Raw genomic sequence first — 23,650 nt, 5'->3', positions numbered from 1 at the left:
GGCGGACTGCGGGACCGGGAGGCTCAGCGGCCGAGGACCTGGCCCGCCGCCTCGTCGGGCACCGGGTGCTTGTCGGCGATGAACGCCTGCCAGAGCCGCGTGTACATGCCTCCCCGCGCGAGCAGTTCGGTGTGCGTGCCGTCCTCGACCACCCTGCCGTGGTCCAGGACGACGACCCGGTCGGCGCGTTCCGCGGTGGTGAGGCGGTGGGCGATGACCAGCGTGGTGCGGCCGCCGCTGAGCCGGTCCGCCGCGTGGTTGACCGCCGCCTCGGTGGCCAGGTCGAGCGCGGCGGTGGCCTCGTCCAGGAGCAGGATGTCCGGGTCGACCAGTTCGGCCCGGGCCAGCGCGATCAGCTGGCGCTGCCCCGCCGAGAGGTTCCGCCCACGGCCGGTGACCTCGTGGTCGTACCCGTCGGACAGGTGGCGGATCATGTCGTGCGCACCGACCGCCCGGGCCGCCGCCTCCACCTCGGCCGCTGTGGCCGAGGGCCGGCCGTACGCGATCGCCTCGCGCACCGTGCCCGCGAACAGGTAGGCCTCCTGCGGCACGACGCCGAGCCGGTGGCGGTACTGCGCGAGGTCGTACCTGGTCAGGTCGACGCCGTCCACCCGGACGGTGCCGGAGGTCGCGTCGTAGAACCGGGCGACCAGCTTGACCAGGGTCGACTTGCCGGCGCCCGTCTCACCGACCAGCGCCACCGTCTGGCCGGCGGGTATCCGGAGATCCACTCCGGTGAGCACCTCCCGGGCCCCGTCGGCGCCGCCGTTGTAGGCGAAGCCGACGCCCACGAACTCGATCTCGCCGCGGAGCGCCGCCGTCACCGGCACCGGATCGGCGGCCTCGGCGGTGGTGGTCGGGGTCCGCAGCAGCTCACGCGTGCGGCCCAGACCGACGGCGGCCTGCTGGTAGCCGTCGAACACCTGCGAGAGCTGGTTGACCGGTGCGAAGAAGAGGTCGATGTAGAGCAGGTACGCCACCAGGGCGCCGACCGTCAGCGTCCCGGCGTCGACCCGCGAGGCCCCCACGATCAGTACCAGTGCGGCGGCGACGCTGGAGAGGAACTGCACGAACGGGAAGTACAGCGAGATGTAGAGCTGCGCCCGCACCCGGGCCTCGCGGTAGGCCATCCCCCGGGCGACGAAGCGGTCGGTGTTGGCGTCCAGCCGACGGAAGGCCTGGACGATCCGCATGCCCGCGACGTTCTCCTGGAGGTCGGCGTTGACCGTGCTGATCAGGTCGCGGGAGATCTCGTACTGCGTCTTGGACTTCTTGCGGAACACCAGCGTCGCCACCACCAGCAGCGGCAGCACGGCGAAGACCACCAGGGCCAGGCCCGCGTCGATGATCAGCAGGGCGGCGAAGATGCCGAGGAACGTCAGCAGGCTGACCACCGCCGTGACCACCCCGGTCTGCAGGAAGGAGGTCAGCGAGTCCAGGTCGGTGGTCATCCGGGTCATGATCCGGCCGGACAGCTCGCGCTCGTAGTAGTCCAGGCCGAGCCGGTTGAGGTGCGCGAAGATCTTGAGCCGGAGGGTGTAGAGCACCCGCTCGCCGGTGCGGCCGCTGACCCGGCTCTCGGCGCTCTGCACCAGCCAGTCCAGCAGCACGATCACCAGCGCCACCAGCGAGGCGGCGGCGACGCCCGACATCAGGCCCTTGCTCACGCCGTCGTCGATGCCGTGCCGGATCAGGATCGGCAGCACCAGCCCGGCGCCCGCGTCCAGGGTGACCAGGAGCAGGGCGAGGGCGAGCGGGCGGCGGAACGGGCGCAGCAGGCGGCGGAGGCTGAAGTCCGGGTCGCCGGCCTCGGCCTCGGCCCGGGCGACCGCCGGGGTGTCGGTGGCCGGCGGGAGGGCGGCGACCTTGTCGAGGAGGGCGGGGTCCGCGGTGCGGGCCGCCTTGGCCAGCGCGGGCGTCGCCAGGGCGGGCGACGGCGGGGCGGGCGTCGGCGGGGTGACAGCGGGCGGCTGTGCGGGGGCGCCCGTCCGGGGCTCGGACTCGGTCTCGGTGTCGGACTCGGCGGTGACGGCACCGGCGGTGGCGACCCCGGCGGCGGTGGCGGTCGGGGGCTTGGTCCGGCCGGCCTCGGGGTCGGAGATCAGGACGCGGTACTGGGGACATCGGGCGTCGAGTTCCTCGTGCGTACCGATGTCCAGCAGGCGGCCGTGGTCCAGGACCGCGATCCGGTCGGCCAGCTGGAGGGTCGACCGGCGGTGCGCGATCAGCAGTGTGGTGCGGCCGGCCATCACCGACCGCAGGGCGTCGTGGATCTCCGCCTCGATCTGCGGGTCGACCGCCGAGGTGGCGTCGTCGAGCAGCAGGATCCGCGGGTCGGTGAGGATCGCCCGGGCCAGGGCTATGCGCTGGCGCTGGCCGCCGGAGAGGGTCAGACCCTGCTCACCGACCTTGGTCGCGTACCCGTCGGGCAGCTCCCGGACGAACTCGTCCGCCTGCGCCGCCCGGGCGGCCGCCACGACCTGCTCGTCGGTGGCGTCCGGCCGCCCGTACGCGATGTTGGTGCGGACCGTCTCGGAGAACAGGAAGCTCTCCTCGGGAACGATGCCGACGGCCGACCGCACCGAGTCGAGGGTGAGGTCGCGCAGGTCGTGGCCGTAGAGCCGGACCGCGCCGCCCGCCGGGTCGTAGAACCGGGGAACCAGCTGCGCCACCGTCGACTTGCCCGAGCCGGACGCGCCGACCAGGGCCAGCGTCTCGCCGGGGGCGAGCTTCAGGGTGAGCCCGTGCAGGACGGGGGCGGGGTGCTCGGGGTCGTAGCGGAACTCGACCTGGTCGAACTCCAGCGCCACCTCGGCGGTCCGGGGGCCGACGGGCCACCCGAAGCGGTCGTCGGCGGCGGCCGGCGTCGGTCCGGCGTCGTCGTGGGCCGGGTGGGAGCCGTCGGCGCGGGTGAAGTCGAGGGTGACGGCGTCCGGGCGCTCCTGCACCAGCGGCCGCTCGTCGATCAGCTGCAGCACCCGCTCCACACCGGCCCGGGCCTGCTGGCCAACGGTGATGACCATGGTCAGCATCCGGACCGGACCGGTCATCTGCGCGACGTAGGTGGAGAAGGCGACGAAGGTGCCGAGGGTGACCTGGCCCTCGACCGCCAGCCAGCCGCCGAAGGCCAGCACCGCGACCTGGGCGAGCGCCGGGATCGCCTGCATCGCCGGGTTGTAGCGGCTGTTGAGCCGGATCGACCGGAGCCGGGCCGCGAACAGGTTGTGCGAGGCCGCCGCCAGCTTGTCCAGCTCCTGGGACTCCTGGCCGAAGCCCTTGACCACCCGGACGCCGCCGACCGACTCGTCGACCACGCCCGCGACGGCGGCCGCCTCCTGCTGGGCCGCCCAGGTGGCGGGGAACAGCCGCTTGCGGCTCAGGACCGAGACCCACCACAGCGCCGGACCCATGACCAGCGCGATCAGGGTGAGCGGCGGCGACAGCCAGAGCATCACGGCCAGCGACATGACGAACATCAGCAGGTAGCCGGTCATCATCGGCAGCATCGAGAGCAGGCCGTTGATCAGCTGGAGGTCGGAGGTGGCCCGGCCGACCACCTGGCCGGTGTCGAGGCGGTCCTGCCGGTGGCCGTCGAGCCGGCCGAGCGAACGGAAGAGGTCGCTGCGCAGGTCGTGCTGGACGTCGAGGGCGAGCTGGCCCCCGTAGTAGCGGCGGACCTGGGTGCAGGCGAACACCAGGGCGGCCGCCGCCAGCAGCACCACGGCCCACGGAGCCAGCGAGCGGGTGTGCGCGGTGATGACGTCGTCGATGATCAGCTTGGTGACCAGCGGCACCAGCGCCGTGACGGCCATCCCGACGATCGAGGCGCCGAAGGCGAGCAGCACGCTGCGCCGCGAGCGCCAGCAGTAGCCGATCAGCCGGCGCAGCCAGCCCGTGCCGGTCCCGTCGGCGGCCGAACCCTCGCCCGGGCTCCCGCCGCCGTCGGCCGGGGCCCCGGCACCGTCCGGCCGGGTTCCGTCCGCGGTCTGCCCGCCGTGCTTGCCGCCGGGCAGGCCGGTGCCGCCCCGCCGCCCCTTCGTGCCTCGCGGGCCGGTCCGGGTGCCGCTCGGGGAAAGCTCCACCGTAGATCCATGAGTCTCAGGCATATTTAGGGATGCTAACCATTTCGTCCGGTGGCCGCCATGGACTTTCAGGCCAGGGCAGGCCGGGTGAACCGGCCCGGCTGAGGAACCAACAGCCTGCGGCCTGCGGTGATTCCCGGCCGGGGCGCGCGCCTCGGCCGTCACCCTCCAGGGTGAACGAGATCGCGCCGAACGCCCACCGGCCGCCGACGCAGCCCGGCGCCGTCCTTTGGGCCTAGGCCGGACGACCGACCCCGGTGGTCCAGCGGGTGGTCAGCCGGACCCGGCCCGGCCCCGTCGAGCGCTCGCCGTCGACCGCTTGCCGTGGACCGCTTGCCGTCGGACCGTTCGGTGCGACGGCACACGACCGGGCGCCCCCCGGCCGGGGCCGGTCGGCCGCGCCGCTCGATTCAGCTGCGCGCGGCCGTGCCGGCGGCTGCCGAGAAGGCGCCGTGCGCCAGGCTGTGCAGCAGGGCGGCCATGCTGTCGCGCTGGAGGGCGACGCGGTCCTCCTGCGCGCCGCGGTCCTCCTGGGCGGGACTCGGGCCGAGGCTGTGCGGAGTCGAGTTGATCAGCCCGAAGACGGCGTGCACCGCGGCCCGCGCCACCGGCTCGGCATCGGGCACGGCCAGCGACGGATGGGCCCGGCGGACCACGTCCACCCACAGTTCGACGTAGCCGCGCTGGAGCCGGCGGACCGTCCGGCGGTCCTCGTCCTTGAGGTTCAGCAGCTCGCGGTCGTGCAGGGTGATCAGGTCGCGGTCGTCCAGCGCGAAGTCGACATGCCCCCTGATCAGGGCGTCCAGCGCTTCGGCGCCGCCGTCGCCGCCACCCGCCCGGCGGCGGCCCTCCTCCAGGAGGCGCTCACTGATGCCGATCAGGAGATCGGCGAGCATCGCGTCCTTGCCGGCGAAGTGCCGGTAGAGCCCCGGCCCGCTGATGCCGACGGCTTTGCCGATCTCGTCGACACCCACGCCCAGGAAGCCCCGGGCGGCGAACAGCCGCGCGGCCTCCCTGCGGATCTGGTCACGGCGTGGGAGCGCGGAGGCGCCTGGGACGTTCGGCATGCTGCCCATCGTAGACAGTCGGGTTATCGCCCGTTAACCTGGGCGGCACGAGTTAACGCTCATTAACGTGGGGGTCGCAGGCACACCCGGGCTCTGCTGCCCACCTGGTGCCGAGAGCAAGGGAGCTCTTGGAATGGTCATCTCCACCGCCGGTGCACCCACCGGCGTCCACGGCGGCGCAGCGGCCGGAACCACGGCGGGCGGCGCGACGAACGGCGCGGCTGCCGGAGCCGTTCCACCGGGCGCCGCCGCGCCCGCCCCCCGGCTCGGCACCGCCGCCGACCCGGGCTCGGAGGCCTACCGGGCCAACGCCGAGGCCCATCGTGCGCTGGTCGGCGAGCTGCGCGAGAAGCTCGCCGCGGCCGCTCTCGGCGGCGGGGCCAAGGCCCGGGCGCGCCACACCGCCCGTGGCAAACTGCTCCCCCGCGACCGGGTGGACACGCTGCTCGACCCGGCCTCGCCGTTCCTCGAACTGGCGCCGCTGGCGGCCGACGGGATGTACGACGGAGCCGCTCCGGCGGCCGGCGTGATCGCGGGCATCGGCCGGGTCGCCGGGCGCGAGGTGGTCGTCGTCGCCAACGACGCCACCGTCAAGGGCGGCACCTACTACCCGATGACGGTGAAGAAGCACCTGCGCGCCCAGGAGGTCGCGCTGGAGAACCGGCTCCCCTGCGTCTACCTGGTGGACTCCGGCGGCGCCTTCCTGCCGATGCAGGACGAGGTCTTCCCGGACCGCGACCACTTCGGCCGGATCTTCTACAACCAGGCCCGCCTCTCCGCCGCCGGGATCCCGCAGATCGCCGCCGTGCTCGGCTCCTGCACGGCGGGCGGCGCGTACGTACCGGCGATGAGCGACCAAGCCGTCATCGTCCGCAACCAGGGCACCATCTTCCTCGGGGGACCGCCGCTGGTGAAGGCCGCCACCGGCGAGGTGGTGACCGCCGAGGAGCTCGGCGGCGGCGACCTCCACTCCCGCACCTCCGGCGTGACGGACCACCTGGCCGAGGACGACGCCCACGCCCTCTCCATCGTGCGCACCATCGTCGCCGGGCTGGGCCCGCGCGCGGCCAGGCCGTGGCCGCTGGCCCCGGCCGAGCCGCCCGCCGTCGACCCGGCGGGTCTGTACGGAGCCGTCCCGGTCGACCCCCGGACGCCGTACGACGTCCGCGAGGTGATCGCGCGGCTGGTCGACGGCAGCCGGTTCGCCGAGTTCAAGGCCGAGTACGGCGCGACCCTGGTGACGGGGTTCGCCCGGATCCACGGCCACCCCGTCGGCATCGTCGCCAACAACGGTGTGCTCTTCGCGGAGTCCGCCCTCAAGGGCGCCCACTTCATCGAGTTGTGCGACCAGCGGGGCATCCCCCTCCTCTTCCTCCAGAACATCACCGGCTTCATGGTCGGGCGGCAGTACGAGGCGGGCGGCATCGCCAAGCACGGCGCCAAGATGGTGAACGCCGTCGCCTCCACCCGCGTCCCGAAGCTGACGGTGGTGATCGGCGGCTCGTACGGGGCCGGCAACTACTCGATGTGCGGCCGGGCCTACTCGCCCCGCTTCCTGTGGATGTGGCCGGGCGCGAAGATCTCCGTGATGGGCGGCGAGCAGGCCGCCTCGGTGCTGGCCACCGTCCGGCGAGACCAGCTCGAAGCCCACGGCGAGTCCTGGCCCACCGAGGCGGAGGAGGAGTTCAAGCGCCCCGTCCGCGAGCAGTACGACCGCCAGGGGAACGCCTACTACGCCACCGCACGGCTCTGGGACGACGGAGTGATCGACCCGATGGACACCCGCACCGTCCTCGGACTCGCCCTCACCGCCTGCGCCAACGCCCCGCTCCCGCCGCCCGGCCCGTACGGCGTCTTCCGGATGTGACGGCCGCCCGGGCAGGGCCGCGCGTCACCACGGAGCCTCCTCCGGACGAGCGGCCCTCCCGGGCCCGGCACACCCGCCAGACCCGAGCCGCCGGACCGCTCGACCCGCTCGTCGGCCAATTCGTCGGCCCGCGTGCCGCACCGGGCGTGCCGACCCGGGCCGGGCCCCGGCCCGACGGCGGCCCACCCCGGCCGCGCACGACGCGTCGCTGCTGCTGCCGCCTCCCACCACCTCCTTCGCACGGCTCCCCTCGACCCGGAGGATCGCCTCCCATGTTCGACACAGTTCTGGTCGCCAACCGTGGCGAGATCGCCGTCCGGGTGATCCGCACCCTGCGGCGGCTCGGCGTGCGCTCCGTCGCCGTCTTCAGCGACGCGGACGCCGACGCACCGCACGTCCGCGAGGCCGATGTCGCGGTACGGCTCGGACCGGCCGACCGCAGTGACAGCTCGGCCACCGAGACGTACCTGCGGACCGACCAGATCCTCGCCGCGGCCCGCCGCACCGGTGCCCAGGCCGTTCACCCCGGCTACGGCTTCCTCGCCGAGAACTCCTCCTTCGCGCGCGCCTGCGCCGACGCGGGCCTGGTCTTCATCGGTCCTCCTCCCGCTGCGGTCGAGCTGATGGGTGACAAGATCAACGCCAAGGAGGCCGTACGGGCCGCCGGCGTACCGGTGGTCCCGGGAAGCGAGGCCACCGCGCCCACCGACGGGGAACTCGTCGCGGCCGCCGACGAGATCGGCTTCCCCGTGCTGCTCAAGCCGTCCGCCGGTGGCGGCGGCAAGGGCATGCGCCTGGTGCGGGACCGGGCCGAGCTGCCGACCGAGATCGCCGCCGCCCGGCGGGTCGCCCGCACCGCCTTCGGCGACGACACCCTGCTGCTGGAGCGGTGGATCGACCGGCCGCGCCACATCGAGGTCCAGGTACTCGCCGACGCCCACGGCACCACCGTCCACCTCGGCGAGCGCGAGTGCAGCCTGCAGCGCCGCCACCAGAAGTTGATCGAAGAAGCACCCTCCGTTCTGCTCAATGCCGAGACCCGCGCCGCGATGGGCGCAGCCGCCGTCCGCGCCGCCGAGTCCTGCGGCTACACCGGGGCCGGCACCGTGGAGTTCATCGTCCCCGGCCTCGACCCGGACTCCCCCGTCCCCACCGAGGGGGTACGGGACTTCTTCTTCATGGAGATGAACACCCGCCTCCAGGTCGAACACCCCGTCACCGAACTCGCCGTGGCCGTCGGCGGCACCACCGACGGCTCCGCCGGAACGGGCGGCACCCAGCAGCGACGACTGGACCTGGTCGAGTGGCAGCTGCGGATCGCCTCGGGCGAGCGCCTCGCCTTCACCCAGCCGGACATCTCCTTCCTGGGCCACGCCATCGAGGCCCGGATCTGTGCGGAGGACCCGGAGCGGGACTTCCTCCCCACCGGTGGACGCATCCTCGTCCTCGACGAGCCGCAGGGCGAAGGCATCAGGGTGGACTCGGGTGTCGCCCCGGGCACCGAGATCACCAGCTCCTACGACCCCATGCTCGCCAAGGTCATCGCGTACGGGCCCGACCGCCCGACCGCGCTGCGCCGGCTCCGCGCCGCGCTGGCCGACACCCGGATCCTGGGCGTGACCACCAACACGGGCTTCCTGCGGCGACTGCTCGCCCACCCCGATGTCGTCGCCGGCCGCCTCGACACCGGGCTGGTGGAGCAGACGGCGCAGCAGCAGCCCGCACTGCTCGCCTCGCCCTACGCTCCGGCCAACGCGGCCTCCACCGGTCCGACCGCCGACACCGGCGCCGCCGACGCAGACCCCGGCCACTCCGACGAAGCCGCCGGGGGCACCGACCCCCGGCCCACCGAGGCTCCGACGCCCGCCCACCTCCTCTACTACGCGGCCGCGCTCGCGCGGCACCTGAGCCTCACTCCCACCGCCGACGGCGACGGCTGGACCGATCCCTTCTCCCTTCCCTCCGGCTGGCGCATCGGCGGCCAAGCGGCCTGGACCACCCATCGACTCCGCACCCCCGGCCAGGACCCGGTGTCGGTGAGCATCCGTCCGATCACTGTCGGCAACGTAGCCGAGGCCACTGACATTCCCCCGGGCATCACCCGTGAGGTGGACATCCGGCTCGGCTCCGGACCGGTCCACCGGGCCCGGGCCGTCCGGTCGGGCGACCGGCTGCACCTCACCGCCGACGGGCTCCAGACGACGTTCGCCCTGGCCGCCGACGGCGCCCCCGGCACGGCCACCGGCACGGCCACCGGCCCGGTGACCTGGCTCGGGATCGACGGCGACGCCTGGCCGGTGCACGGGTACGACCCGGTCGGCGAGAGCACCACCGCCGGCGCGGCCCACCACGGCGCCCTCACCGCCCCGATGCCCGGCACGGTCACCGTCGTGAAGACCACGGCCGGCGAGCTGGTCCGCAAGGGCCAACCGCTGCTCGTCCTGGAGGCCATGAAGATGGAACACGTGATCGCCGCCCCGCACGACGGCACCGTGAGCGAGCTGCGGGCCACCGCGGGAGCCACGGTGGCGATGGAGGAGCTGCTGGTCGTGGTCACCCCGGCCGAGGACGGACCGGGCGGGGAGGAACCGGGGAAGGGCGGACCGGCCTCCGCCGGATCGCCCGCGGACGGCCCCGCGCTCGGTGCGGTCGCCGCCGAGGTGCGGTCATGACCGCCGCCGCGCCCGAGCCCGACGCGCTCGACCTGGGCCTGCCCGCCGAGGTCCGCGACCCGGGCCTGCCCGAGGAGGTCCGGATCCACGAGGTCGGGCCGCGCGACGGCCTGCAGAACGAGAGCGCCCTCGTCCCCGTGGAGGTCAAGGCCGAGTTCATCGCCCGGCTCGCCGGTGCGGGCCTGCGCACGGTGGAGGCCACCAGCTTCGTCCACCCGAAGTGGGTGCCCCAGCTCGCCGACGCCGAGGAACTGGCGCCCCGGCTGGCCGGGTTGCCCGCGCGCCACCCCGGGCTGCGACTGCCGGTCCTGGTGCCCAACGAGCGCGGGCTGGACCGCGCGCTCGCCCACCACGCCACCGACATCGCGGTGTTCGCCAGCGCCACCGAGACCTTCGCCCGCCGCAACCTCAACCGCTCGGCGGACGAGGCGATGGCGATGTTCCGCCCGGTGGTGGAACGCGCCACCGGCGCCGGCGTCCGCGTGCGCGGCTACCTCTCGATGTGCTTCGGCGACCCGTGGGAGGGCCCGGTGCCGGCCGAGCAGGTGATCCGCTTCGGCGTGCGGCTGCTGGAGATGGGCTGCACCGAACTGAGCCTCGGCGACACCATCGGCGTCGCCACCCCGGGCCAGGTCACCGCGCTGCTGGACGGCTTCGGCCGGGCCGGAGTCCCGGTCGACAGGCTCGCGGTGCACTTCCACGACACCTACGGCCAGGCGCTCAGCAACACCCTGGCCGCCCTGCGCGGCGGCGTGACCACGGTCGACGCCTCGGCCGGCGGCCTGGGCGGCTGCCCGTACGCCAAGAGCGCCACCGGCAACCTGGCCACCGAGGACCTGGTCTGGATGCTGCACGGCCTCGGCATCCGGACCGGCGTCGACCTCCGCGCCCTCGTCTCCACCAGTGGCTGGATGGCGCGGCAACTCGGCCGGCCGAGCCCGTCGCGCACCGTCCAGGCGCTGCTCGGCGACGGCCGGGACTGACCGCCCCGCACGCTTCGAGACCCCGCGAGGACCCGTGTCGGCCGCGACCCGGTCCGGCCGGATCTCTCCGTACCACCCGACCCGCTCGACAGCCCGCATGTCCGTCACATCATCGGACCGACATGCGGTCATCCCGATCACGCCCGCGGCCACCCCGGCCGGGCCCCAGGAGGATCACCATGCTCGATCACCGGCTGAACAGCGAGTACGAGGAGCTGCGGCGCACCGTCGCCGAGTTCGCCCAGGACGTGGTCGCGCCGAAGATCGGCGAGTTCTACGAGCAGGGCGAGTTCCCCTACGAGATCGTCCGTGAGATGGGGCGGATGGGCCTCTTCGGCCTGCCGTTCTCCGAGGAGTACGGGGGCATGGACGGCGACTACTTCGCGCTCTGCCTGGTCCTGGAGGAGCTCGCCCGGGTCGACTCCTCGGTGGCGATCACCCTGGAGGCCGCGGTCTCGCTCGGCGCGATGCCGATCTACCGCTTCGGGACGGAGGAGCAGAAGCGCGAGTGGCTGCCGCGGCTGACCTCGGGCGAGCTGCTCGGGGCGTTCGGCCTGACCGAGCCCGAGGGCGGCTCCGACGCCGGCGCGACCCGCACCACGGCACGCTACGACGAGGCCACCGACGAGTGGGTCATCAACGGCACCAAGTGCTTCATCACCAACTCCGGTACCGAGATCACCGGCCTGGTCACCGTCACCGCGCTCACCGAACCGATCGCTCGTTCGAGTGAAGAGGGCGAATTCCCCTCGCCACGGCGGGAAATCTCTTCCATCATCGTGCCCACCGGAACCCCGGGGTTCCAGGTGTCCAAGAAGTACTCGAAGGTCGGGTGGAACGCATCCGACACCCGCGAATTGTCCTTTACCGACTGCCGCGTTCCCGCGGCCAACCTGCTGGGCGAGCGCGGCCGCGGCTACGCCCAGTTCCTGCGGATCCTCGACGAGGGCCGCATCGCGATCGCAGCCCTGGCCACCGGCCTGGCCCAGGGGTGCGTCGACCAGTCAGTCCTCTACGCCGGCCAGCGCCGGGCCTTCGGCCGTCCTATCGGCGCCAACCAGGCCATCCAGTTCAAGCTCGCCGACATGGAGATGCGCGCCCACACCTCCCGCCTGGCCTGGCGGGACGCCGCATCCCGGCTGCTGCACGGCGAACCGTTCAAGAAGGAGGCCGCGATCGCCAAGCTGTACTCGTCCGAGGCCGCCGTCGACAACGCCCGTGAGGCGACCCAGATCCACGGCGGGTACGGCTTCATGAACGAATTCCCGGTCGCGCGCTTCTGGCGCGACTCCAAGATCCTGGAGATCGGGGAGGGCACTTCGGAGGTGCAGCGCATGCTCATCGCCCGTGAGCTCGGCGTCACCTCCTGAGGCACCCGCACCAGCTCCGGGGCGCCGTCGGCGCCCTCTGCTCCCCGTCTCTCGGCCTGCCGGTGCACCGGCAGGCCGAGAGACGCCGCCGAGAGACACGAGAGACAGCGGGGCCCGGCCAGACCGCCCTGCCCTTCACGGCAGTCGTCAGAGATCCATGAACATCCGGCCCACCGGAGAGGAGGCACCCGAGGCACCGGACGAAAGCACAGCGGGCGGACGCGCCGACGACGGCGGAAGGCACCGCCACCGGGCACTCGGTGCGGAGCCGCCGAATCAGCGCTAATAGCCGATGAACCGTCAGGGGATCACAATCACCGGACGGTTGGCGCGACGGGCCAGCCGACCGGAGACCGATCCGAAGATCTTGCCGAGCAGGCCGTGCGTGCTGCCGACGACGATCGCGTCCGCGGCGTACTCGCGGCCGACCTCCTCGATCTCATGGCAGATGTCACCGCCCCGCTCGACCAGGATCCAGGGCACCCCGGCGAGGAAGTCCGCGCAGGCGAGCTCCAGACCGAGCACCTCGGTCCGGTGATCGGGAAGGTCGACGAAGACGGGAGGTTCGCAGCCCGCCCACACCGTGGCCGGCAGGCGATTGGCCACGTGCACGATCACCAGCCCGCACTTCGAGCGACGAGCCATGCCCACCGCATAGGCCAGGGCACGCTCGCTCGACAGCGAGCCGTCGAATCCCACCACCACGCCGTGCTGGAAGGCGGGGTCGCACGAGCCGCCGGGCTTCTGCTGCACCGTGGGTTCGCCGGCGGCGCTCGGCAGGCCGGAGCCTCCTGGGTGGTCGGCACCCGGCCCCAGGCGGCCCGTCATCGCGGACTCCGCCGGGTCGGGCCGGTGGTCGCCCCGCTGCTGGCGGGAGCCGGAGCGGCCCCGGCGCGCGATAGTGCGAAGCAGGCGGGAGAATCCCCGGATATCCACGGCGTCCGCGCCCACGTCAGGGTCCGCGCCGACTCCGGTCTGTGCACAACCACTGTCTCCCCCGGGCACTGCGCCCGCGCTGCGGACCGCATCCGGTTCAACCGGTCGGGAGGACTCAAAACCAGCCATGGCTCAAGGCTCTTCGAGGAAGATGGGCCGACAAGAGAGGACAACGCTGCCCGGGCAGCAGGCCCGCACGCGGGAAGACGTCGGTCTGCGCCGAGCACCACCGTTTGTGACCTGTTCCTTTCAGAGTACGACGGGCAGGAGACTCAGCCCAGCGGCAAAGCCTCGGAACGGCTTTGTTACCGCGAATGGAGGATGCGCCCGCCGCCGGCGATGCGCCCCCTGCCAGCGCGCGGTCGCGCCCCCTCCGGCTAAGGAGGGTCTCTGGAGCTTGACTGAGCGAACGGAGCGATGCAACAGGCCACCGGGACACCGTGACCGGACTGTCATTGATCGACAACGATCCGTCGCCGCCCGACATCGGCAACCGGCGTCGCAGGGCGTCCGAACGAGGCCGCCACGGCCCACAATCCGTGCGCCGTGCCGCGCCCTCTGCGCCGTCCCCCGGCCGCCATCCCTCGGCCCCCCGGACCGGGCCGCATCCGGGTCCACCCCCGCGCCGCGTCCGGATCGACGGCAGGCCGTCCTCTGCCCGGCTCCGGGGCGCGCAGCGTTCCACCGTCGGGCCGCTCCCGGTGGGCCTCGCGCCGACCGGTCCGCCGCCGAACCGCTGTGGCCACCTCCACCTCCCCCGGATCGTCTCCCCGCCCCGAGCAGCTGCCCCGCACTCCAACCCCGGCCCCATCCCTGCCACGCCTGCCGCTATCCGTTTCAGCCAATTCGCACGGGTTCGCGACGCTGCCTGGCATTTGCCACGTGCATACCCGCAGCCGCTGGCACCATGCACGACATGCCGCTGCTCCTGTTCGACCTCGACAACACGCTGCTCCCCAGGGACGCAGCCTTCCGAGCCTGGGCCCGGGACTTCCTGACCGAGCGAGGCCTCCCGCCGGACGACCTCGACTGGCTGGTCACCATCGACGGCGGCGGGTACGTGCCGCGCAGCACCGTACTGTCCGCGATCCAGCGCCGCTACGGCCTGGACGACTCTCTCGACTTCCTGCTCGCCCACTTCCGACGCGGCATCAACTCCCACATCCACTGCCCCTCCCGCAACATCGACGCGCTGCGGGCGGCGCGTGCGGCCGGGTGGACGCTCGGCATCGTCAGCAACGGCAACACCCGGCCGCAGTTGGAGAAGATCCGCCGGACCGGGCTGGGACCGATGGTCGACGGCTGGGTCATCTCGGAGGAGGCGGAGTGCGTGAAGCCGGACCCGTTGATCTTCGAGATCGCCGCGCAGCGGTGCGGCATCGCGCCCACCGGCGACTGGGCCTCGAACACCTGGATGGTCGGGGACCACGCCCCCGCCGACATCGCCGGCGCGGAGCTGACCGGGCTGCGCAGCGTCTGGCTGCACCACGGCCGCCCCTGGGCCGAGCCGGGCTACCGGCCGACCCTCAAGGCGGCCGGTCTGCCGGAGGCCGTCGGGCAGGTACTCGCCGCACGCAGCGCGCCAGGCCCCAGGCCCGGCATCCGGGCCGCCGGACCGGGCCACCGGCGGGCAGTGGGCACGGCCGCGATGGGGGGCAGCCGGCGGCTCCGGGGGCCCGCCGACGGGGCGGCGCCCGCAGCAGCGCTGTCCGGCGCGCGAACCGGCGCGCAGGCCCCGCTTTCCGCCCTGGACGGCCCGCGTGCGCCTGTTCCCGGGGGCCGCCCGGACAGCGGCGCTCCGGCCGCCGTGGTGGCCGTCCGTGTCTGAAACCGTTCAGCCGGAGTTGCCGCAGTCACCCGTGGCCGACCTACCGCCAAGGAGCGTCCGGGGAACACCGGCCGGGTGAGTCGCCGGCCGGACGGACGGCCCGGGCCCGACTGCGCCCGGCGCCGGACCGCCCGACGACCGACCGCGGCGACCGACCGGCCCTGCTCGCCACCTTCACCTCGGCGCGCGGGGCCGGGCACACGGGGCCGGGCACACGGGACCGGGCATGCGGCCTGCTACGGCTGCGCGGGGGCCGACTCCGCGGGGGCCGTCCTCGTCCACCAGTGGCTACGGCCCGCCACGGTGAAGCCGAGCTTGCGGTACAGCGGTTCACCGAGGGCGGTGGCGAGCAGGGTCGCCGGGCGGTCGGGGTTCGCGGCGGCCAGGGCCGTCTCCAGGACGGCGCGGGCCACACCCCGGGAGCGGTGTTCGGGGAGTGTCGCGACCCAGTACACCCCGGTGGCGCGGCCGTCGTCGAAGGTCAGGCAGGCGCCGGCCAGTTCACCGGCGATCCTGGCCCGCCAGGCCCGGCAACCGGGCTCGTGCAGGAGGCGCTCGGGCAGCATCACACCCCGTATCCAGGGCTGGCGGTCCTCGATCGGGAAGCCGTCGACCACCGCGTGTTCGACCTCGGCGAAGGCGTCGGCGTCCAGCGCCTCATCGACCGTCAGGTCGCCGCCGACCCGGGCGCCCGTCGACGGCAGCGCGCCGAGCAAGGGTGCTTCGAGCGCGCCGGGCTCACGGACCATCACGGGCATCGCCCGGCCGTGCGCGCAACCGTGGCGCGACATGTCGAGTCCGAGGTAGGGGTCCTCCAGCGTGAGCCGGGTGGTGGACCACTCCTCCAGCAGGGCCGCCAGTTCGTCTTCCAGCACGGCTGGTTGGTCATAGGGACGGGTCACCACGATGCGGTGGGCGTCGTCCGGGGTCCGGGCGCAGCGGACCGCGGTGAACCCGGGACGGATGAGGTGCTGCCACCCGTGGGCGCGCGCTTGGGCGAGCCAGAAGGCGGCGGCGTTGTCGTTGGCCTGTTCGAGCCGGCTGAGGTTGTTCACGACAGGACGGTAGCGCGGGCGCCCGGCGTCCGATCCGCGGCCCTGGCACTGGCCGGATGGAGCCAGGGAGGCGCACACTTCGAGAGGCGTGCGCCCTCCCGTGCACCGCCTATTTTCGGTCAATCTCGTGCGACTCCCTCGCCCTTGGGCAAAGCCGCAGCCCAGACCCGCCGGCCGGGTACGCCGAAGCGGGGCACCCCAGGACCGGCCCCGCGACAACCAGCCACCGTTGTACCGGCCCCCTTCCCAGAAGGGTCGACGGGTGCCACGCTTCGTGATCGAATGCATCACGCCAAATTGCCATGTCGACATAGCGTCGGATGGTGAACTTGTCACAACGGCAACGGTCCACCCGATAGATTCGATCTTGGCCAGCAGTGCCGCACCACCACACCACACCACCGAGGGGGCTTGAGCGCCTTGAGCAGGGTGAGCAGGAGCGACGCGGGTCCTGACAGCGACCAGGCCGTGGCCGATATCGCGGGTCGGTCCGTGAGAGGCACCGGCGTTTCGGCCACCGCTGCCAACCCCCGCTCCGCCGGCACCTCCAGCGCCGCCCCATACGTCCCGTACACCTCGGTGAACACTCCGGCCTCACTGGCCTCACACACCCCCTCCGCACCAGCGGGCTCCGGTCCAGGCACCTTCTCGGGCGCCCCGGAGCATGCCGGACGGCCCGTCAGCCGACCCGTCGTCAGCCATGGCGGTCTCCAGGGCCAGGGGACGGCCGGGCATGCCGGCCCGTCGGTTCCCGGCCATCCTGGCGGTCACCCCGGAGCTCAGTCCGGCGCCCAGCCCGGCGGGCACCAGCTCGGCCGGGCGCTCGGCCATCCGGGCTCGGACGCGACGTTCCCGGCCTCCACCGGTCCGAGCGCCGCGACGACGCCCGCCGGGCTGCCCGGAGGCACCTTCGGCCAGGGTCCGAGCGGGCAGGGTTCGGGCGGCCACAGCCCCAACCTCCACGGCCCCCACAGCCACAGCCCCGGCTCCCAGGGCCAGGGCGGCCAGAGCGGCCACGGCGGCCAGAACGCGAACGGCGGCGGCCCCAACGGCCAGGGCCAGGGCGGCCACGGCGGCCAGGGCGTCAACGGCCACGGCGGCTACGGCGCCGGCGGCGGGTCCGGCCTGAACGGCCCCTCGGTCCCCCTGATGTCCGCCGCCCCCCGGAAGCTCTCGGGCCGGCGCCGGCGCGAGACCGTCGCGGTGCTGATCTTCGGCGGCGCCCCGATCTTCGAGAGCTCGATCCCGCTCTCCGTCTTCGGCGTCGACCGCCAGGACGCCGGAGTGCCCCGCTACCGCCTGCTGGTCTGCGCCGGCGAGGAGGGGCCGCTGGCCACGACCGGAGGCCTCACCCTCTCCGCTCCGTACGGGCTGGAGGCGCTCGCCCGGGCGGGCACCATCGTCGTCCCGGCCTGGCGCTCGATCTCGCAGCCGCCGCCGGTCGAGGCGATCACCGCCCTGCGCAAGGCCCACCACGAGGGCGCGCGGATCATCGGCCTCTGCACCGGCGCCTTCGTGCTCGCCGCCGCCGGCCTGCTGGACGGCCGCCCCGCGACCACCCACTGGATGTACGCGCCGACCCTGGCCAAGCGCTACCCCCGGGTCCACGTCGACCCGCGGGAGCTCTTCGTCGACGACGGTGACGTGCTGACCTCGGCCGGCACCGCCGCCGGCATCGACCTCTGCCTGCACGTGGTGCGCAGCGACCACGGCGCCGAGGCCGCCAACGCGCTGGCCCGCCGGCTGGTGGTGCCCAGCCGCCGCAGCGGCGGAGGCCAGGCCCAGTACATCGATCAGTCTTTACCGGAGGAGATCGGCAACGACCCGCTCGCCGAGGTGGTCACCTGGGCGCTGGAGAACCTCAACCAGCAGTTCGACGTCGAGGTGCTGGCCGCGCGTGCCTACATGAGCCGGCGGACGTTCGACCGCCGGTTCCGCACGCTCACCGGCAGCGCCCCGCTGCAGTGGCTGATCACCCAGCGGGTGCTCCAGGCGCAGCGGCTGCTGGAGACGTCGGAGCTGTCGGTGGACGATGTCGCCCGCCGCTGCGGCTTCCGGTCGCCGGTGGCGCTGCGCGGGCACTTCCGGCGCCAGCTCGGGGTCTCGCCGGCCGCGTACCGGACCAGCTACCGGGCTCGTCGCCCCGGCTCGGCCTCGCCGACGCCGGCGCCGCTGCACGCCGGTGACCTCCGGCTGGCCGGTGCCGTGCCGGCGTCGGCCGCGGCCCATGCCGCGGCGGCCCTGGCGGCCGCCGCCACGGCGGCGGGCGGGGTGGTCCCCGGCCAGCACGGGCCGGCACCCGCACTGCCGTACCCCTCCGGCGGCCCGGGCCAGCACGGCCAGCCGTCCGGGCAGGGGGTGCACGCTCGTGCCGCCCAGCCCTACCCGCATCCGCAGGCGGCCCACCAGCCGCACTCCGGCCAGCCGGGGACGGGGCGGGGCCCGGCGCGGCCGCCCCTGGTCCCGCCGCAGGCCGGTCCCGGGGCGGGCCGGCCGCCGCGCACGGCGGAGCACGCCGCGGCGGAGGACGGTCAGCCGCAGCCCGGGGCCCGCGGTCAGGGGCAGGGGCACCGCAGCGCGGCCGAGCGACCGTCGGAGGACGGCTCCGGCGGCCGGGGGCACGGTGCGGCCACCGGCCGGGCGTCGGCGTCGGCCGCGCCGGCGACGCCGGAGGGTCGGGCCCGCCAGGCCCGCGGCCCCCAGGTCCGACCGCAGGGCGGCCGGGCCGCGAGCCCGGACGGGGCCCGTGAGCCGCGTGACCCCCGTCCCGCCCGGGACGGTCACCAGGCGCACCCGGTCCACCCCGCCCACCAGGCCGGTACGGCCCGGGAGGCGCACGAGCCGGACGGCCACGGTCAGGACGCGCACGGCTCCGAGTCCTGCGCCCCGGCACCCCGCTCGGCTCCTTCGGTGCCCGTGGCGCGTGATCGCGCCGTAGGGTGAGTGGCGTGAATGACCGTTTGGTATGGATCGACTGTGAAATGACAGGCCTCGACCTCGACCGGGACGCCCTGGTCGAGGTCGCGGCGCTGGTGACGGACTCCGAGCTGAACGTCCTCGGCGAGGGCGTCGACGTCATCATCCGCCCGCCCGCCGAGGCCCTGGCGAACATGCCCGAGGTGGTACGCACCATGCACACCTCCTCCGGGCTGCTCGACGAGCTGGAGCGGGGCGTCACGCTCGCCGAGGCCGAGGCACTCGTCCTCGCCTATGTGCGCGAGCACGCGCCGGAGGCCGGGCGGACGCCGCTGTGCGGGAACTCCGTGGCGACCGACCGCGGCTTCCTGTCCCGGGACATGCCGGCTCTGGAGGGGCACCTGCACTACCGGATCGTCGACGTCTCCTCGATCAAGGAGCTGGCCCGCCGCTGGTACCCGAGGGCGTACTACAACAGCCCGCAGAAGGGCGGCAACCACCGGGCGCTCGCGGACATCCGCGAGAGCATCGACGAACTGCGGTACTACCGCGAGGCGGTGTTCGTCCCCCAGCCCGGCCCGGACACCGACACCGCGCGCGCGATCGCCGAGAAGTACCACGCCCCGACGGACTGACCCGTCCGCACCTCCCGGGCCGGACGCGAAGGCCGCCGCCCGCCCCGGGAGGGGTCCGCACCGGGCTGATGGAAAGGCCCGCACCGGGCTGATGGAAACCCTGGCGCGAGCACCCTTCCGGATCCTGTATTGTTCTTCCTGTCGGAACGGGAACGCGAAGAGCGGGAACGAGCCGGACAGATGGTGGGTGTAGCTCAGTTGGTAGAGCACCTGGTTGTGGTCCAGGTGGCCGCGGGTTCAAGTCCCGTCACTCACCCCAGAGCCTGAGGGGCCGATCTCTTCAAGAGATCGGCCCCTCAGGCGTTTTCGCGTTCCCGCGGCCTCCCGCCTCCCCCCGACTCCCGTGGTTTCCCTCCCGGGAGGTCTGCCGCCAGAAGCTACCGACTAGTAACATTGCTGCCATGACCACACCTTCGATCGGCCAGCTCCTCGACTCGACCGTGCCGATGGCACGCACCCTCAAGCTGGAGTACCTGGAGACGACGCCGGAGCGTGCCGTCCTCCGGCTGCCGGACCAGCCCGAGTACCACAACCACGTCGGCGGCCCGCACGCCGGCGCGATGTTCACCCTCGCCGAGTCGGCGAGCGGCTGCATCGTGCTGGGCGCCTTCGGTGACCAGCTCTCGCGGGCCGTGCCGCTCGCGGTGAGCGCCGAGATCTCCTACAAGAAGCTGGCCATGGGCACGGTCACCGCCACCGCGGTGCTGGGCCGTCCGGCCGCGGACATCGTCGCCGAGCTCGACAAGGGCGAGCGGCCGGAGTTCCCCGTCACCGTCGAGATCACCCGTGCCGACGGCGCCGTGACCGGCATCATGACCGTCATCTGGACGCTGCGCCCCAACTCCTGATCCCCGCAGGAGCCCTGGCCCGGTCACCGGGTCCGCCGGCGGGACCGGCGAGCCGATGACACCTGGTCCGCGTGATGACTGTCCGTGACGACGCCCGTGACCTCACGGCCCGTTCGCTCGTTCTCAACTCACGTGCGAGCCAATCACGCGACCAAGGCCCCGGAACCCGTCCGACGCGCCGTCGGTGCCGCCCGGCGCCCCGGCGGCCGGTGGCTGCCCCGCCCGCGTGTCGTCGCCGCGGGCGGGGCGCTCCTCGCACAGCTCTGGGGCCTGGGAGCGGCCGGCGCCTACGCGGCGGCGGCCGGGCCGCTGCCGGAACCCGTCAGCCGCACCGTCGGCCGGACGCTGGACGGCGGCCCGGTCCTCGACGGGGGGTCAGCCGGGCACCCCGTGGACGCGGCCGGTCAGGGTGCGGCGTCGCACTCCCCCGGTCCGGTGCCGACCGGGCAGGCAGCCGCCCGCCGGCCCTCCGCCGATCTGGCACCCGCCGATCTGGCACCCGCCGGACAGTCGGGCTCGGGCCGGGCGGCCCCCGGCCGGACGCCGCCCGGGCTGGCCGCGTCGCCCGGCGTCCTCGGCCGGCTCGCCGAACCGGCCACCGCGGCCGTGCCCGTGCCTGCTCTCAGCGCCGCAGCCGCACCCGTCACCGGCCTGCTCCAGGACCGGATCAGAGCGGGCGACCTGCCGCTGCCCGGTCAGCGGGCCTCCGTCCCGGACGCCTTCGCGATCGCCTCCGGACTGCTCGCCGCCGCGCCGGTCCAGACCCGCTCCGCCGAGACCCGCGCCTCCCGGGACGCCGACACCGGCGAGCCGGCCGCCGAACCCGGTCGGACGGGGGGCGGCGGCGCTCCGGCCGGGCCGTCCGCCCCGACGGCCACCGGGTCGCACGGCTCCGCCGCTCCGCTGCCCGACCACGAGGCCGCCGACCGTCGGGCGCAGGCGGCGGGTCACTCCGGGGCAGGCGGCGGCGAGAGCGCCCGGACCGCCGTCGCCGACCGGTCCGCGCCGCACGAGAGCCCGGCCGTGACCGGCACGGCCGCCGAGTTCACCGGGCACGGCCTCTCCGGCACCGGGACAGCCGTCCTGGCGCCCATCGCGGCCGGGTTGCTGCTCACCGGTGCCGCGATGTGCAAGCACCGGGGGCTGCCGCGCGGGCACTGAGCCGGCCCTTGCGCGCCCAGGCGCTGAGATGTGCAGGCGTCCAGGACCTGCGTTCAGGCTCCCGCCGACCGCCCGGAGACGGGCGGGCGGGAGACGGGCGGGACGAGAGCCGGGCGGCGCAGGCCGGGCGCGCCCCGACGTCTACCGGAAGACCTCCGGCGGCGGGGCCGGGGAGGGGGCGGCGGTGACGTCGGTGGCGGGCGCCGCACCGGCGGCGAAGTCGGCCAGCGCGCGGCCGTGTTCGACCCGGCCGAGGGCGGCGTCCGAGGCGACCTTGCGGCTCAGTTCGGCGATCGGGAGGGACGTGTGCGCGGCTGCCAGGATCAGGTTCCCGAACCGCTTCCCGCGCAGCACGGCGGGGTCCGCGACCAGGCAGAGCTCCGGGAAGACCGCACCGAGGGTGGCGATCTGCGAGCGGGCGAAGGACAGGGCCGACCCGTCGGCGATGTTCACGGCGTACCAGCCGCCCGGGACGAGCGCGCGGGCGGCCAGTGCGGTGAACTCGACGGTGGTGCAGTGGGCCGGGACGCGGGCGCCGGAGAAGACGTCGGCGATCACCAGATCGACGGTGCCCTCGGGGGTCCGCTCCAGGACGCTGCGGGCGTCCGCGCCGCGGACCTTGATCTGCCAGCCGCGTTCCAGCGGGAGTTCGGTCCGGACGAACTCGGTGAGCGCGGTGTCGATCTCGGCGACCTGCTGGCGGGAGCGCGGACGGGTGGCCGCCACGTAGCGGGCCAGGGTGAGGGCGCCGCCACCGAGGTGCAGGACGGTGACCGGCCGGCCGGGCGGGGCGACCAGGTCGATCAGGTGGCCGAGCCGGCGCTGGTACTCGAAGCCCAGGTGGGTCGGGTCGGCGAGGTCGACCATCGACTGCGGGGCGCCGTCGATCAGCAGCGACCAGGCGGCGGAACGGTCGCGGTCCGGGCGGAGTTCGGCCAGCCCGGAGTCGACGGGACGGGCGAGCGCCCCCTGGGCGTGCGTGCGGCCGCCGGGGCCGGTGACCGCCGGCTGCGGCTCCGCCGACGTACGGCCCTTGTCGGTACGGCCCTTGTCCGTGCCGCGGCCGGCCCTGCTGCTTCGTCCCATACCGGCCATTATCGCCGTCGTGCCGAAGGTCTCCGCAGCTCAGCGAGGGACCGGCGGAAGGAGGAGAGGGGGTGGCCGGTCCGGAAGCGGTCCGGGTGGCCCCGCCCGACGACGGGCACGACGTGTCTCCGCGGCCCGGGCAGCATGGGCGGCACCGTTCGATACGGGCCTTCCGGGCGGGCCTCGGAACGGGTCTCAGAACGGTCCGAGGCCGCCGGCGGTCAGGGTGCAGGCGGCCTCGCAGAGCGCCGAACGCAGGACCCAGGGGTCGGTGGGACGGGCGGCGAAGTCCGCTCCGACCGGTGGCATCACCCAGCGCGGATCGGTGGCGGGCAGGAGCAGGGCGCCGGCGGTACACGAGCTGCCGGGCAGGTGCCACGTCTCGCAGGTGCCGGCCGGGACGAAGAAGGAGACCGTGCTGCCGTTGCGGCTCTGCAGCGCCGCACCGCAGGCCCGGCGCAGCCGCAGGATGTCGACCGTCTCCAGGCCGTGCCGCAGCGCCACCGTGACGGTGTCGCAGCCGGTGACCACCACACCGCCCTCCGCGCCGAGCCGGCGGGCCGGCCCGCTGCCGCCGCCGCACGGGGCCCGGCCGCCCTCCAGGGGCCCGCGGCCCGGGCCGCGGTCGTCGGCCGCCTCGGGCAGCAGGGCGGGGGCGGCGGCCGCCAGCACCCCTCCGGCGACCAGGCGGTGGTACTGCGGTACTCCGATGGCCATCACGGGCTCTCCTGTCACCTCGTCCGATCGGAAGTGCCGCTGCTCCGGGGCGGGGGCCGCCACTGCGGGCGGTGGGCCTGGGCGACGACCGGGGCTTCCACGTAACAGGACAACGCCGGGGACACGGTCGAGGCCACGGGGCGCCTTACAGCAAGGCATGGCATTTCATGGCAGATCCAGGCAACAGCGCCCGGTTTGACCGCAATTGACAGCACATCATCCACAAACGCGCTGTGTCCAGTCGGTGACTCCGGGTACTGTCGGTGGCGAGCCCGGGCCCATCCAGCCCCACCGGGGCCCACCGGTGGCCGACCCCACCGGGCCACCCGCGGCCGAGCGGAGTCCACGCGACCGAGCGGGCCCCGGTCGGCCGACCGGCCGCACGGCACCACCGGGCCGAACCACCGTACCCAGGACCGACACCCTC

Annotated in this window: 13 protein-coding genes, 1 tRNA gene and 2 pseudogenes; 10 read left to right on the top strand and 6 right to left on the bottom strand. The window is 74.2% G+C overall.

Annotated features, from left to right (window positions below; genetic code table 11):
• Window positions 1-23: 23 nt before the first annotated feature.
• Window positions 24-3,887, bottom strand: a complete 3,864-nt coding sequence (locus tag ABT263_RS29570; protein WP_352294985.1) for an ABC transporter ATP-binding protein — start codon at window positions 3,885-3,887, stop codon at window positions 24-26.
• Between the two features lie 605 nt (window positions 3,888-4,492).
• The gene (locus tag ABT263_RS29565) at window positions 4,493-5,149 is read right to left on the bottom strand and encodes a TetR/AcrR family transcriptional regulator (RefSeq protein ID WP_352294963.1); all 657 of its coding nucleotides are present in this window, start codon (window positions 5,147-5,149) and stop codon (window positions 4,493-4,495) included.
• A gap of 133 nt (window positions 5,150-5,282) precedes the next feature.
• Between ABT263_RS29565 and ABT263_RS29560 the strand changes: the two genes are divergently transcribed.
• From ABT263_RS29560 to ABT263_RS29545, 4 genes are all read left to right on the top strand, one after another.
• Window positions 5,283-7,016 (top strand): carboxyl transferase domain-containing protein, encoded by a 1,734-nt coding sequence (locus tag ABT263_RS29560; RefSeq protein WP_352294962.1) that lies wholly within the window; start codon window positions 5,283-5,285, stop codon window positions 7,014-7,016.
• Window positions 7,017-7,288: 272 nt separating this feature from the next.
• Window positions 7,289-9,688, top strand: coding sequence for an ATP-binding protein (locus ABT263_RS29555; protein ID WP_352294960.1), 2,400 nt, complete (start codon window positions 7,289-7,291; stop codon window positions 9,686-9,688).
• Entirely contained in the window at window positions 9,685-10,671 is a 987-nt protein-coding gene (locus ABT263_RS29550) for a hydroxymethylglutaryl-CoA lyase (protein ID WP_352294958.1), read from the top strand. Before ABT263_RS29555 ends, ABT263_RS29550 begins: the two co-directional genes overlap by 4 nt.
• A 179-nt stretch (window positions 10,672-10,850) precedes the next feature.
• The gene (locus ABT263_RS29545) at window positions 10,851-12,041 is read left to right on the top strand and encodes an acyl-CoA dehydrogenase family protein (RefSeq protein WP_352294956.1); all 1,191 of its coding nucleotides are present in this window, start codon (window positions 10,851-10,853) and stop codon (window positions 12,039-12,041) included.
• A 300-nt stretch (window positions 12,042-12,341) separates the two neighbouring features.
• Here ABT263_RS29545 and ABT263_RS29540 read toward each other — a convergent pair.
• Window positions 12,342-12,776: pseudogene (locus tag ABT263_RS29540) on the bottom strand (universal stress protein); the annotation flags it as partial.
• A gap of 1,117 nt (window positions 12,777-13,893) precedes the next feature.
• Here ABT263_RS29540 and ABT263_RS29535 point away from each other — a divergent pair.
• Window positions 13,894-14,805 carry an HAD family hydrolase gene (locus ABT263_RS29535; protein WP_352294954.1) on the top strand — a complete coding sequence of 304 codons (912 nt, stop codon included), beginning with the start codon at window positions 13,894-13,896 and terminating at the stop codon, window positions 14,803-14,805.
• A 236-nt stretch (window positions 14,806-15,041) separates the two neighbouring features.
• Here the strand turns inward: ABT263_RS29535 and ABT263_RS29530 are convergent, their stop codons facing one another.
• Window positions 15,042-15,860 carry a GNAT family N-acetyltransferase gene (locus ABT263_RS29530; RefSeq protein WP_352294952.1) on the bottom strand — a complete coding sequence of 273 codons (819 nt, stop codon included), beginning with the start codon at window positions 15,858-15,860 and terminating at the stop codon, window positions 15,042-15,044.
• Window positions 15,861-17,009: 1,149 nt separating this feature from the next.
• Between ABT263_RS29530 and ABT263_RS29525 the strand changes: the two are divergent.
• From ABT263_RS29525 to ABT263_RS29505, 5 genes and pseudogenes are all read left to right on the top strand, one after another.
• A pseudogene (locus tag ABT263_RS29525) lies at window positions 17,010-18,009 on the top strand (helix-turn-helix domain-containing protein); the annotation flags it as partial.
• Window positions 18,010-18,808: 799 nt separating this feature from the next.
• Complete coding sequence (orn, locus tag ABT263_RS29520; protein ID WP_352294950.1) at window positions 18,809-19,411, top strand: oligoribonuclease; 603 nt, start codon at window positions 18,809-18,811, stop codon at window positions 19,409-19,411.
• A gap of 183 nt (window positions 19,412-19,594) precedes the next feature.
• Window positions 19,595-19,670, top strand: a tRNA-His gene (locus ABT263_RS29515).
• 142 nt (window positions 19,671-19,812) lie between these two features.
• A complete protein-coding gene (locus ABT263_RS29510) occupies window positions 19,813-20,259 on the top strand; it encodes a DUF4442 domain-containing protein (protein ID WP_329487756.1) in 447 nt (148 codons plus the stop codon).
• Window positions 20,260-20,391: 132 nt separating this feature from the next.
• The gene (locus tag ABT263_RS29505; protein WP_352294948.1) at window positions 20,392-21,420 is read left to right on the top strand and encodes a hypothetical protein; all 1,029 of its coding nucleotides are present in this window, start codon (window positions 20,392-20,394) and stop codon (window positions 21,418-21,420) included.
• 141 nt (window positions 21,421-21,561) lie between these two features.
• Here the strand turns inward: ABT263_RS29505 and ABT263_RS29500 are convergent, their stop codons facing one another.
• Both ABT263_RS29500 and ABT263_RS29495 read right to left on the bottom strand, forming a co-directional pair.
• Complete coding sequence (locus ABT263_RS29500; RefSeq protein WP_502885884.1) at window positions 21,562-22,506, bottom strand: spermidine synthase; 945 nt, start codon at window positions 22,504-22,506, stop codon at window positions 21,562-21,564.
• Window positions 22,507-22,701: 195 nt separating this feature from the next.
• Window positions 22,702-23,223 (bottom strand): hypothetical protein, encoded by a 522-nt coding sequence (locus tag ABT263_RS29495; RefSeq protein ID WP_352294944.1) that lies wholly within the window; start codon window positions 23,221-23,223, stop codon window positions 22,702-22,704.
• Between the last annotated feature and the right edge of the window lie 427 nt (window positions 23,224-23,650).

The sequence above is a fragment of the Kitasatospora sp. NPDC001603 genome (genome assembly GCF_040298365.1).
Classification (GTDB): Bacteria; Actinomycetota; Actinomycetes; order Streptomycetales; family Streptomycetaceae; genus Kitasatospora.
The sequence above is the reverse complement of the archived record's forward strand: the minus strand, read 5'-3'. Positions and strand labels throughout refer to the sequence as shown.